This is a genomic window from Rhizobium sp. WW_1, assembly GCF_003610155.1.
Lineage (GTDB): Bacteria > Pseudomonadota > Alphaproteobacteria > Rhizobiales > Rhizobiaceae > Rhizobium > Rhizobium tropici_A.
Window position 1 is genome coordinate 53,703 of sequence record NZ_RAIN01000019.1, and the last position, 12,834, is coordinate 66,536.

At 62.1% G+C, this 12,834-nt stretch carries 11 protein-coding genes; 2 read left to right on the forward strand and 9 right to left on the reverse strand.

What is annotated here, in order from left to right:
- The first annotated feature begins 2 nt into the window (after positions 1-2).
- A complete protein-coding gene (locus tag BJ928_RS32505) occupies positions 3-578 on the forward strand; it encodes a GNAT family N-acetyltransferase (RefSeq protein WP_047635770.1) in 576 nt (191 codons plus the stop codon).
- Between the two features lie 28 nt (positions 579-606).
- On the opposite strand, the gene BJ928_RS32510 is transcribed toward BJ928_RS32505, so the two are convergent.
- Positions 607-1,233: a DUF1287 domain-containing protein gene (locus BJ928_RS32510; protein ID WP_047635769.1), complete on the reverse strand. Its 627-nt coding sequence runs from the start codon at positions 1,231-1,233 to the stop codon at positions 607-609.
- 275 nt (positions 1,234-1,508) lie between these two features.
- Here BJ928_RS32510 and BJ928_RS32515 point away from each other — a divergent pair, with 275 nt between their 5' ends.
- A complete protein-coding gene (locus tag BJ928_RS32515; RefSeq protein WP_052227930.1) occupies positions 1,509-2,735 on the forward strand; it encodes an acyltransferase in 1,227 nt (408 codons plus the stop codon).
- Between the two features lie 39 nt (positions 2,736-2,774).
- Here BJ928_RS32515 and BJ928_RS32520 read toward each other — a convergent pair whose 3' ends face one another.
- From BJ928_RS32520 to infB, 8 genes are all read right to left on the reverse strand, one after another.
- Complete coding sequence (locus BJ928_RS32520) at positions 2,775-3,791, reverse strand: class I SAM-dependent methyltransferase (protein WP_047635768.1); 1,017 nt, start codon at positions 3,789-3,791, stop codon at positions 2,775-2,777.
- 316 nt (positions 3,792-4,107) lie between these two features.
- Entirely contained in the window at positions 4,108-6,246 is a 2,139-nt protein-coding gene (pnp, locus tag BJ928_RS32525) for a polyribonucleotide nucleotidyltransferase (RefSeq protein WP_047635767.1), read from the reverse strand.
- A 326-nt stretch (positions 6,247-6,572) separates the two neighbouring features.
- A complete protein-coding gene (rpsO, locus tag BJ928_RS32530; protein ID WP_047635766.1) occupies positions 6,573-6,842 on the reverse strand; it encodes a 30S ribosomal protein S15 in 270 nt (89 codons plus the stop codon).
- A 153-nt stretch (positions 6,843-6,995) separates the two neighbouring features.
- A complete protein-coding gene (locus BJ928_RS32535) occupies positions 6,996-7,847 on the reverse strand; it encodes an alpha/beta hydrolase (protein ID WP_047635765.1) in 852 nt (283 codons plus the stop codon).
- A gap of 94 nt (positions 7,848-7,941) precedes the next feature.
- Complete coding sequence (truB, locus tag BJ928_RS32540; protein ID WP_047635764.1) at positions 7,942-8,874, reverse strand: tRNA pseudouridine(55) synthase TruB; 933 nt, start codon at positions 8,872-8,874, stop codon at positions 7,942-7,944.
- 12 nt (positions 8,875-8,886) lie between these two features.
- Entirely contained in the window at positions 8,887-9,294 is a 408-nt protein-coding gene (gene rbfA / locus BJ928_RS32545; protein WP_047635763.1) for a 30S ribosome-binding factor RbfA, read from the reverse strand.
- Positions 9,295-9,362: 68 nt separating this feature from the next.
- The gene (locus BJ928_RS32550; protein ID WP_047635762.1) at positions 9,363-9,971 is read right to left on the reverse strand and encodes a hypothetical protein; all 609 of its coding nucleotides are present in this window, start codon (positions 9,969-9,971) and stop codon (positions 9,363-9,365) included.
- 88 nt (positions 9,972-10,059) lie between these two features.
- Positions 10,060-12,807: a translation initiation factor IF-2 gene (gene infB, locus BJ928_RS32555; RefSeq protein WP_047635761.1), complete on the reverse strand. Its 2,748-nt coding sequence runs from the start codon at positions 12,805-12,807 to the stop codon at positions 10,060-10,062.
- Between the last annotated feature and the right edge of the window lie 27 nt (positions 12,808-12,834).

The window sequence follows — 12,834 nt, forward strand, 5'->3', positions numbered from 1 at the left end:
CGATGACGTCCAGTGACGCAGAACCCTTTGCATCGACCGACCGTCTTATCCTTCGGGGATTTGTCCCGCAGGATTTCGAAGCCTACCGTGCCTATCGCTCCTTGCCGGAGATCTATCGCTATCTTTACAGCGACCCTCCATCGGAAGAGGAGCTCCGGGAGCGTTTCGACGCGAGTTTCAACACGCGTTTGTCTGATGATGGCGATATTCTCCGCTGCGCCGTTGTCCGACGTGAGGATGACGCCCTGCTCGGTCAGGTAAGCTTGAAGCTCACCAACAAGGCCGCTCTGCAGGCCGAGGTTGGCTATATCTTCAATCCGGCCTATGCCGGCAAGGGTTACGCCACCGAAGCAGTCGAAGCCGTCATCAGCCTTGGCTTCGAAAAATTCGGTTTTCATCGGATCTTTGCGCGGCTCGACGCGAAGAATGCCGGTTCCGTCGGCGTCGTCGAACGGCTCGGCCTGCGGCGTGAGGCGCATCTCGTCCAGAATGACCGTTTCAACGGTGTTTGGGGGGACGAATATGTTTATGCGGTTCTGCGCCAGGAGTGGTCCGAGAGAACCGCCAGATCGCGATAGGTGTTCGCTCGCCCTTGACGCGCTCGGGTCAGGCCGCTGAGGGCGCGAATCGATAATGCCCCGTCCGCTGATAGGCAAACAGCGTATCGTCCTCGCTTGCCCCGGCGCCGATGTTCTGGATGACCAGCGGACGTCCCGGCACTTCAGTCGATGTTTTTGATGAGACGATGACGATGTGGGTGAGATTGCCGGGAAGCATCTGTGTGACGAGGTCGCCGGGGCGATAGGCCGCGAAATCGTCTTGCAATGGCAATGCGGCCTTCCGCCTGACAAAATAGACGGCAAGATTAGGCACGCGGCGGTGATCGATATTGGGATCAGGCGCCTTCATGCCCCATGCCTTGGGGTAGGCGGAGAAATTGGCCTTCATGTCTTCGTGCAGCAGCTTTTGCAGATCGAGCCCGAAGGCGCGGCGATAGGCACGGATGACGACGTCGGTGCAAACGCCGCGATCTGGGGCCACATCGCCGCCCGGATAGGCCAGTTTGACATAGGTGGGGTCATAGCGCGTGGTCACGCCGATCTGCGCTCTTGCTGCTTCCACCAGAGATGACGGCCAGGTCGGAGCAACTGAGACTGCTCCGCTCACGGCCGGCAATGTTGAGGCAAGGGTCAGCAGGCCGCCTTGCAGCACCATGCGGCGCGTAACATCCATCGTCGGCTTCCCCCTCTTGCGAAAACCTTTGGCCATTCGAAAGAGGAACCTCTCTTCGAATAGAGGCGAATCTATGGATGGTTTCGCGCATGGGTGGAGCCTCGAATCGGCCCGTTAATATCCATTCGATAAGATTTTACGAAAATTTTAGGTTAATTCTATCTTGCCGGGGATGGCCCGTTACGGCTGGCCGGAATTCCGATACAAGGCAGGCAATCAACAGTATTTCCTGCATGTCCATCGGCGTTCATTGACCATTTACGGGAACCCCAGCCGTGAACACCATAACTGTTGCCAATTCCAAGCCGCTCGATCCGTTGGACGAGACGACGTCGCTAGAAACCGCTGCCACCTCGAGGGCATTGGGGCCGGATCTATTGCGGGCGGTCGCCATCCTGCTGGTCATGCTTGTGCATCTGCCCGCAGAGGCAACGCCGCTGCCGCTTGCCGGCATCCAGCCCTATGGCTGGATCGGCGTCGACATCTTCTTCGTGCTGAGTGGCTATCTCATCGGAAACCAGCTGATGGCAGAGGCCGCGCGCCGCAATGCCATCGATTTCAAGACCTTCTATATGCGCCGCGCGTTCCGCATATTGCCGGCCTTCCTGCTTGTGCTCGCAGTCTACACGCTCGTCCCGTCTCTCCGAGATGCGCCGACGATGCAATCCTTCTGGCGTTTCCTGACTTTCACGGTCAATTTCGGGCTCGATCCGCGCCTCGGCGGCGCGTTCACCGAGGCCTGGTCGCTGAGCGTCGAGGAGCATTTCTATCTTCTCCTGCCGCTTCTCGTCGTCTTGTTGAAGCGCCGCGCGACGATGGTCTCCGTCGCCCTTCTCGTTGCGACCATCGTTATTGCCGGCATGGGCTTGAGGCTAGCGCTATGGCAGAGCCAAGTCGGCCCGCTGGTTGAAATACAGGCTTACAGGGAGGCGCTCGCCGTCTATCTCAGGGATATCTATTACCCGACCTACAATCGGCTCGATGGGCTGACCTTCGGTGTCGTTCTCGCTGCGATCAGGCTGTTTAAGCCGCTGTTGTGGGCACGGTATATGCCGCCTTACATCGCGCTCGGCATCGGCGGCGTGGCAGTGACGGCGGCGCTCGTAATCTTTTCCGTTCGTGGCCCGTTTGCCGAAACCAGTCTGCCGCTGGTATTTCAGCCTCTGCTAGGCGCGGTCGTCGGCTTTCCGCTGCTCTCGGCGGGCACAGCGCTCATCCTTGGCGCATTACTGGACTTGCAGCGCAAGATCGGGCGCTGGCACCTGCCGGCCATATCAGGTATCGCAACGCTGTCCTACAGCCTCTATCTGACCCATAAGGGCATCTATCATATCGATCAGATGGTGTTCGGGCGGGACAATCTTCAGGGGCTGTCGGGCTTCATCATCTATCTCGCCACCTGCTTCCTTGCTGCCGCGACGCTCTGGTTTCTCGTTGAAAGAAACTTTCTGATCCTGCGGGATTACCTTGTGCCCCGGAAGCGTCGCGCCGAAGAGACCTGATCCATAAAGGAAAGGCGGCCGATCGGCCGCCTTCGTCGCTTACTTCTTTGCCCAGAGAACCTTGAAGCGGGCATTGCGGCAGGTTTCGCCGAACTCCTTGAAGTTTTCCGCCAGAACCGGCTCGTAGGGCAGGCCGCGATTGGCGACCAGCATGAGCCGTCCGCTGCCGCGCAGGGCCGACGCGGCGGTCTTGATCATCGCCTGGCCGAGCGAGGGCTCGGCGGCATGGCCCTCATGGAAGGGCGGGTTCATGATGATAAGGTCGTACTTGTCCTTGACCGGCTCGCTCGTGAGATCGTGCCAGAAGAAGCGCTGGGCGACCTTCGGGCAGTTTGCCAGCAGATTGGCGCGCGCGGCCTCCAGAGCGCCGTAGTGGGCCTCGTAGAGGTCGATACGCTCGATCCTCGGTGATTTCGTCGCGAGCTCGACGGAGAGGTAGCCCCAGCCGGCACCGAAATCGGCGGCGTCGCCGGCAAAGTCGGTCGGCAGACGCGAGGCGAGCAGTTCCGAGCCGGCATCGATCCGGTCATGGGAGAACATGCCTGGCGCCGTGGTGAAGCGGCCCTCGACACGTGTTGCCGGCTTCGCAAGCTGTGCCGTCGCCGCCTTGATGTCGGCAGGGCGTGCAAACCAGAAGGCAACGCCGTGATATTTCGGCATGTGCTCGATTGCGAGACCGAAGGCCTCGATGCGCTTGCGCAATGGCTGGATGCCGTCTTCCTTGCCGCCGGCAACGACGATGAGGCCGCCTTCCCTAACGCGAGCAAGCGCTTCGGCGATATGATCTTCATTCTCGCCCTTGTGTTTGCCGCAAAGCACCAGCGCGCCATCATAGCCGTCGCCTTCGATCTCCGGCGTCACATTGATGCGCTGCGCCTGCAGCTGGCGATAGAAGGGGCGGAAGCCCTGAACGGCGGACAACTCGGCGGCAAAGCCCCCCGGCAGCGAGAAACCCGCTTCGGCGCCGAGAAACAGGATGCGCTGACCCTCGCCGGGCGCGTCGACAGTGCCGGAGGCAAAGGGGTGAAACAGGGTCTTCAGGGCATCGCGGCTCATGGGCGTGGTCTCGTCTCGGGAATGGGTTTCGTCTGTCGGATATGCGCCGCTTACTTGAGCATGCTTGCCCCTCACCCTAACCCTCTCCCCGTTGAAACGGGGAGAGGGGACGACAGAGCAAGACGACATGCCTCCGGATGGGGAGGATAGTGATCGAGCACGGTCATGATCCCCTCTCCCCGCATGTGCGGGGAGAGGGCTAGGGTGAGGGGCCGGGAACACGGTTTCAACGAAAGCGGGCCAAGCCGGCGGCATTCAATACAAAAAGGGGCGCGGAAAAAATCCCGCGCCCCGGAACGTCGATGAAGGCGCGGGCTTATTCGGCCGCGTCGTCCTTCTTCTTGTCGGCGGCGATTTCCTGGCCGGTTGCCTGATCGACGACCTTCATGGACAGGCGAACCTTGCCGCGCTCGTCGAAGCCGAGCAGCTTGACCCAGACCTTGTCGCCTTCCTTGACGACGTCCTGCGTCTTGGCAACGCGCTCGGAAGCGAGCTGCGAGATGTGAACGAGGCCGTCACGGGCGCCGAAGAAGTTGACGAAGGCGCCGAAGTCGGCGGTCTTGACAACAGTGCCTTCGTAGATCTGGCCGACTTCCGGCTCGGCGACGATCGAGTGAATCCACTTGCGGGCCGCTTCGATTTCCTTGCCGGAAGACGAGGCGATCTTGACGGTGCCGTCGTCTTCGATGTTGATCTTCGCACCGGTCTTTTCGACGATTTCGCGGATGACCTTGCCGCCGGAGCCGATGACTTCGCGGATCTTGTCGACCGGAATGTTCATGACTTCGATGCGCGGTGCGAATTCGCCGAGCTGGCCGCGGCTTTCGGTGATGGCCTTGGCCATTTCGCCGAGGATGTGGGCGCGACCGCCCTGTGCCTGGCTGAGAGCGACCTTCATGATCTCTTCGGTGATGCCGGCGATCTTGATGTCCATCTGCAGCGAGGTGATGCCGTCGGCAGTGCCGGCGACCTTGAAGTCCATGTCGCCGAGGTGGTCTTCGTCGCCGAGAATGTCGGAAAGAACCGCGAAGCGTTCGCCTTCCAGGATCAGACCCATGGCAATACCGGCAACCGGCTTGGCCAGCGGAACGCCGGCGTCCATCAGAGCGAGCGAGGTGCCGCAAACTGTTGCCATCGAGGACGAGCCGTTCGACTCGGTGATCTCGGAGACGACGCGCAGCGTGTAGGGGAACTGCTCAGCCGACGGCAGCATCGGGCGGATAGCGCGCCATGCGAGCTTGCCGTGACCGATTTCGCGGCGGCCCGGGGAGCCCATGCGGCCGGTTTCGCCAACCGAGTAGGGAGGGAAGTTGTAATGGAGCAGGAAGCGCTCCTTGTACATGCCCGTCAGGCTGTCGACATACTGCTCGTCTTCGCCGGTGCCGAGCGTGGCGACGACGATTGCCTGCGTTTCACCGCGGGTGAAGAGAGCCGAGCCGTGCGTGCGCGGCAGCAGGCCGACTTCCGAGACGATCGGACGAACGGTCGACAGGTCGCGGCCGTCGATGCGGCTCGAGGTGTCGAGAATGTTCCAGCGAACGATCTTGGCCTGAAGGTGCTTGAAGATGGCGCCAACTTCTTCGGCCGTGTACTTGGCTTCGCCTTCCTCGGGAAGGAAGTGTGCCTTGACCTTCGCCTTGACGGCGTCGACGGCGGCGTAGCGATCGGCCTTCTGGGTGATTTTGTAGGCTTCGCGCAGTTCGCCTTCGGCAAGGCCGAGCATTTCGGTTTCGAGCGCGGAGAAATCCTCCGGCGTGAAATCGCGCGGTTCCTTGGCGGCGACTTCGGCGAGCTGGATGATCGCGTCGATCACAGGCTGGAAGCCGCGATGACCGAACATGACGGCGCCGAGCATGACGTCTTCAGGCAGTTCCTTGGCTTCGGACTCAACCATCAGAACGGCGTCCTGCGTACCGGCGACGACGAGGTCGAGGGTCGACTCGTCCATCTCGTCGAGATGCGGGTTCAGCACGTATTCGCCGTTGATGTAACCGACGCGGGCGCCGCCGATCGGGCCCATGAACGGAATGCCGGAGAGCGTCAGGGCTGCAGACGTCGCGACCATGGACAGGATGTCCGGATCGTTTTCGAGGTCATGCTGGATGACGGTGACGACAACCTGGGTGTCGTTCTTGTAGCCTTCCGGGAAGAGCGGGCGGATCGGGCGGTCGATCAGGCGGGAAACGAGCGTTTCGTTTTCGCTCGGACGTCCCTCGCGCTTGAAGTAGCCGCCGGGGATCTTGCCGGCGGCATAGGTCTTTTCCTGGTAGTTGACGGTGAGCGGGAAGAAGTCCTGGCCCGGCTTCGGCGACTTGGCGGAAACGACGGTCGCAAGCACTACGGTCTCGCCATAGGTGGCGACGACGGCGCCATCGGCCTGGCGGGCGATCTTGCCGGTTTCCAGCTTCAGCGGGCGGCCTGCCCACTCGATTTCTACGGTATGGATATCGAACATATCTTATCCTTGCACTATGCGGGAAAAGGCGCCGTGGCCGACGATTTCGGCAGGGCGCATCTTCAACCGCACGAAATGTGACGCATCACGGGCAAGACAACGAGAGGCTTTCGAAATCAGGCCGAAGCGCTAGGCTTCGGCTGAAAGCATCCAGCAATCCTGCCCCATGACAGGTCAACGGTTGTTTTTGGCAGGTCCGGCCCATCCGGCCCGCCGGCAGCTTCGCGTTGCGCCAATGTAAAGGCGCCAAGCGAAACAGTCTTGAGGGTTCATACCCCTCATAAGCATCCGGCGGGCGTTCAGCAGAACGCCCGCCGGAGATTCTATTAGCGGCGGATACCGAGGCTGGTGATCAGCTTGGTATAACGGCCTTCGTCCTTCTTCTTGAGGTAGTCAAGAAGCGAGCGGCGGCTGGAAACCATCGTCAGAAGGCCACGACGGGAGTGGTTGTCCTTCTTGTGGTCCTTGAAATGGTCCGTGAGGTTGTTGATGCGCTCGGTCAGGATCGCAACCTGGACTTCCGGAGAACCGGTGTCGCCTTCGACGGTAGCGTATTCCTTGATCAGCGCAGCCTTGCGCTCAGCAGTGATCGACATCGGATGATCCTTTCTATGAGAGGAGATTGAAGTCGCCAAACGCCGGGATGTCGTCCAGCATTGGCCGCGAATGCAATCAGGCATGCCTGATGCTGGCGCTGCCTATAAACCAAATGAGCGGCAATGGAAAGAGGCTTCTCCCCGGGGCGCTTTTCAGCGGCCCGCCATGGCATTCCGGATCATCGCATCGTAGCCTTCTGGGTCCTGCAGCATGGCGAAATGGCTGGCGTCCTTCAGGATGACGAGCTTGGCGCCTGGGATCTCCTTTGCCATCATCTGCGTATGGTCGAGCTTGACCGCCTCGTCATGGTCGCCGATCGCAAGCGTCACGGGCACCGTGATCTTGCCGAGGTCGGCTGCGGTCCATGCCGGCTGCGTCGCCCACATCTGCGAGATCTGGTTGACGAAGGCATCGTATTCGTTCGGCGTCGGCGACAGCTTCTTGTAGTAGTCGCCGGCGACATTAATGTAGTCGTTGAAGGTCTTGTTGCTCATGACGTCGGGCTTGACGCCGTCGGTGGTGACATTGGCCGCCTGGGCGATCACGCGCGTCAGCTTTTCGGGATGCTTCGTCGCCATGTCGATGCCGATGATGCCGCCGTCGGACCAGCCGACCAGCGTCACCTTGTCGATCTTCAGATAGTCGAGCAGCGCGACGTAGTCCGCGGTCATCAGGTCGTAGCCGAAGGGCTGCTGGCTGCGCGTCGAACGGCCGTGTCCGCGGCTGTCGGCAACGATGACGAGATGATCCTTGGAGAAGTCGGCAACCTGATGGCCCCAGATGTCAGCATTCCCGAGACCGCCGTGGATGAAGAGGATGGGGTCGCCGGCTCCGTATTCGGCGTAATACATCTTGATGTCGTTGACATCGGCCATGCCGCTCGTTTTCGGCTGCGGCATGGGCGGGAAAGCCGGCAGACTGGCCCAGCGCTCGGCGGAATTCGCACTCGCCATTGTGAGGAACAATGAAAGGACTGCCAGTATCCCGATGGTCATTCTGCGCATGTTCTCCCCCCTTGAACGGGCCGCCATGGCCCGTCGGGGAGCATATCGCATCGCCATTGTCTCGCAATAGCCGCCTGTGCCGGCTGGCCGAAGGTCAGCCGAAGACGCGCTTGGGGCGGAATTCGCCCTGGCCGATCTCGCCGATGGCGATCAGCTTGCCGCGCGCCGTGGCGTAGGCCTCGGTCTCGGCAACCGGCGCATCGCGGCCGCGCACCAGGATCGGGTTGCCCATCTTCAGGCGATGCGCCTGATCATCCGTGATGACGAGATGCGGCAGAGACGACAGGGCCTCCGCCGTGTCGATCAGCAGGGCATCGAGGGCTGCAAGCCGCTCGTCCGCATCCTCGATCGCTTCAAGCGCCACGAGATCGGCAAGCGGCACCATCGTCTCTTCGGCGAAGGGAGCGACGAAGCTGCGGCGCAGGCCGGAAATATGGCCATAGCAGCCGAGGTCGCGGCCGAAATCGCGGGCAAGCGCGCGTACATAGGTACCCTTGCCGCATTCGACTTCGAAATGCGCCGTGTTGGCATCGGGGCAGGCAAGCAGCGTCAGGCGGAAGATTTCGACCTCGCGCGAGGGGATCTCGACCGTCTCGCCCTCGCGAGCCAGATCGTATGCGCGTTCGCCTGCGATCTTGATGGCGGAAAACTGCGGCGGGATCTGCTGGATGACGCCGGTATAGTTCGGCAGCAGCGCGCGGATGTCCTCTTCGCCCGGACGCTTGTCCGATGTGGCGGTCACTTCGCCTTCGAGGTCGTCGGAAGCGCGTTCCTCACCCCAGGTCACGGTGAATTCATAGATCTTGCGGCCGTCCATGACGTAGGGAACCGTCTTGGTGGCGTCGCCGAGCGCGATCGGCAGCATGCCGGAGGCGAGCGGGTCGAGCGTGCCGGCATGGCCGGCCTTCTGGGCCTTGAACAGCCACTTGATCTTGGAAACAGCTTCAGTCGAGCCGAAATCGATCGGCTTGTCGAGGATGAGCCAGCCCGAAATCGGGCGGCCCTTGGGCTTGCGTGGCTTGGACATTCTCTGTCTCTGTTATTGATCTTGGTCGTTGTCGTCTTCGAGGTCGCGGCTGACCTCGGGCGAGCGCAGCAGCGCATCGATCTTCTTGTAATTGTCGAAGCTCGTATCGTCGCGGAAGCGGACTTCCGGCATGTACTTCATCTGGCGAAGCTGCGGGCCGAGACGGCCGCGGATATATTTCGCATGGCGGTTCAGCGCCTCGATGACGGCGTTGTGGTCGGAAACGCCGAGCGGGGTCACAAAGGCGGTGGCGATCTTCAGATCCGGTGACATGCGCACCTCGGAAATGGAGATCACGGTGCGCTCGATCAGGTCGTCGCGCACTTCGCCGCGCTGCAGAACCTGCGTGATCGCTGAGCGCACCTGCTCGCCGACGCGAAGCATGCGCTGCGAAGGCGCGGAAGAAGTTGGTCTGGTCATGGTTGTTCCGTTAGCAGCGTCCCTTGGACGCGATAAAGCGGGTCACATGACTCGATCCGGCGCAAAGGTCAAGGCTGGACCGGGTTTGCCGCCCGCCAGAAGCCGAGAATCCTTGCAAAAGCGGCGTCCTGTGCCGCCTGATCGGCAAAAGCGGACGTCGGGATATAGGTGACGAAGGATTCGGTGTCGAATTCGATGCGCCCGTTGCGACGCCCTATATTGCGGATCTCGCGCCAACCAAGCCAGATCGATGTCTGTGCCGAAGCCCACGTGCCGCCCTCAGATGTGATCGTCACGGTGATGGCGACGTCGGGCCGTATGCGCGATTGCATCGCGGCGAGACGCCGTCGCGTGAGCCAGCGCGAGTAGATCAGGATGAACGCATAGATGATCAGGGTGGGGATAAGCCAGATGATCGCCATGTCGCCGAGATCCATGGATCGCGACATTCCGAAGACAGGTACGAAGATATATGCGCGCAGCAAATGAAACAGCACCGGCAGACCCGCGCCGACACCGATTGCCGAGACGAAGAACCAGGCGGCCCGATTATGGGCGTTGGCAGGTCGGCGAAGGGCGAGGCGCCGCCCTGCCTGACGCATGACGTCAACATGCTCTGCCGGCTGGCGAACGAAGGAGACGGTGATGGAACGATCGTCTTCAGGCTCTATCGTCATGGCTGCAGCTCATTCTCGCCCGGTTTCGCCTAAGAAAAAACCGCCGGTTTTGGCCGGCGGTTTTGTATCTCGCAAATCGAAGGATCGATTACAGTGTGCGGGTGATGTGCTCGACGCGGAAGCACTCGATCGTATCGCCGACGCGGATGTCTTCGTAGTTTTCGAAGGCCATGCCGCATTCCTGGCCCATGTTGACCTCGGAGACTTCGTCCTTGAAGCGCTTGAGCGTCTTGAGCTTGCCTTCGTGGATGACGACGTTGTCGCGAACCAGGCGGACGCCGACGCCACGCTCGACCTTGCCTTCGGTGACGCGGCAACCCGCGACCTTGCCGACCTTCGTGATGTTGAACACCTCGAGGATCTCGGCATTGCCGAGGAAGGTTTCGCGGCGCTCCGGAGAGAGCAGGCCCGACATCGCCGCCTTCACGTCATCCACCAGGTCGTAGATGATGTTGTAGTAGCGGATTTCGATGCCTTCGCGCTCGGCGAACTGGCGTGCCTGGGCGTTGGCGCGAACGTTGAAGCCGATGATGGCCGCGTTCGAGGCTTCCGCCAGCGAAATATCCGATTCCGTGATGCCGCCTGCGCCCGAATGGACGATGCGGGCGCGGACCTCGTCGGTGCCGAGCTTGTCGAGCGCGCCGGCAATGGCTTCGATCGAGCCCTGCACGTCGCCCTTCACCACCAGCGGGAATTCCTTCACGCCGGCGCTCTGCAGCTGGGTCATCATCTGTTCGAGCGAACCGCGCTGACCGGACTGGCGTGCGGCCGCCTTGTCGCGGGCGAGACGCTGACGATATTCGGAAATCTCGCGGGCACGGCTTTCGTTTTCGACGACGGCGAACTTGTCGCCCGCAGCCGGCGTGCCCGAAAGGCCGAGAACCTCGACCGGGGTGGCCGGACCGGCTTCCTTCACATGCTCGCCCTTGTCGTTGACGAGTGCGCGCACACGCCCCCACTGGTCGCCGGCGACGACGATCTGGCCCGGACGCAGCGTGCCCTTCTGTACGAGGACGGTGGCGACGGAGCCGCGGCCGCGATCGAGTTGGGCTTCGATGACGGTGCCTTCCGCCGTGCGGTTCGGATTGGCCTTGAGATCAAGGATTTCCGACTGCAGCAGGATGGCTTCGAGCAGCTTGTCGAGGTTGGTGCGGTTCTTCGCAGAGACTTCCACGTCGAGCACTTCACCGCCCATGGATTCGACGAAGACTTCGTGCTGCAGCAGTTCCGTGCGGACCTTCTGCGGGTTGGCTTCGTGCTTGTCGATCTTGTTGATCGCCACGATGATCGGAACACCGGCCGCCTTGGCGTGGTTGATCGATTCGATCGTCTGCGGCATCACGCTGTCGTCTGCGGCAACCACCAGGATCGCGATGTCGGTCGCCTGGGCGCCACGGGCACGCATCGCCGTGAAGGCGGCGTGACCGGGCGTGTCGATGAAGGTGATCTTCTGACCGTTCTGCTCGACCTGATAGGCGCCGATATGCTGGGTGATGCCACCGGCTTCGCCGGCAACCACGTTCGCATGGCGGATGGCGTCGAGCAGCGAGGTCTTGCCGTGGTCGACGTGACCCATGATGGTCACGACCGGCGGACGGGAAACCAGTTCGCCTTCCTCGTCGGCAACGTTGAAGATGCCCTGTTCGACGTCGGATTCCGAAACGCGCTTGACCGTGTGGCCGAATTCGCCGGCGATGAGCTCGGCCAGATCGGCGTCGATGACGTCGCCCGGCTTCATCATCTGGCCTTCCTTCATCAGGTACTTGATGACGTCGACGGCGCGTTCGGACATGCGCTGCGACAGTTCCTGAATGGTGATGGTCTCGGGCAGCACGACTTCACGCGAGATCTTTTCGCGGGTCTCCTGCATCTGGCTGCGGCGGAACTTTTCCTGCCGGCGGCGCATGGCCGAAAGAGAACGACCGCGGGCGTTGCCGTCTTCGTCGACGTCAGCCGTGGTGACCGTCAGCTTGCCGCGGCGACGCTCTTCGTCGGTCTTCGGACGTGTGGTGACGGGCTTTGCCGGCTCGGGCCGGGTAACCTTGCCGCGGATCGGAGCACCGCGAGGCGGGCCACGGCTCTCCTCTTCCTCACCGCCCGGACGACGGCGATTGGCCGGCGCTTCCGTGGTTGCCGCGCCGGGGCGGGCAGACTGCGGGGCAGGGGCATCGGGGCGGCGTGCGACGGCCGGTGCCGGAGCGGGCTGCGTAGCCGGCTTCGGAGCTTCGACCTTGGCTTCGACCGGAGCGGCTGGGGCCTGTTCCGCGACCTTGGCGGCTGCTGCGGCCTGAGCAGCCTCTTCGGCAGCCCGGCGAGCGGCCTCGGCCTGTTCGGCGACGCGGCGTGCTTCTTCTTCTACGCGGCGGCGTGCTTCTTCCTCGGCGCGACGAACGGCATCGGCGGCGTCACGAGCCTGGGCGTCGGCGAGCGCGCGGCGGCGAGCGTCCATCTCGTCGGCCGACAGATGGTTCAGAACCACCGGACGCGACGAGCGCTCCTGCTGCGGGCGCTGCTGATAGCCCTGGTTGGATTGGGCCGGACGCTGCTGCTGGCCACCTGGCTGATGAATGCGCGGAGCCGGCTGCGGCGGACGCGGCGGCTGCGGCGTCGGCTCGGCAACGCGCGTCACCGAAGGTGCGGCTGTCGTCGTCGGCGTGATTGGCTTTTCGTCTTCAGGACGTAGCGGGCGGCGCTTACGGGTCTCAACCACGACCGCCTTGGTGCGACCGCGGCCCATGTCCTGGCGCACGGTGCCCTGGTTTACGCCTGAAGGCTTCAAGGTGAGGGTCTTCTTACCCGAAACACTCAGCGTCTTGTCGTCTTGATTGTCGGTCATTCCGTTCCTGTTCCTTCGGACAGGGCT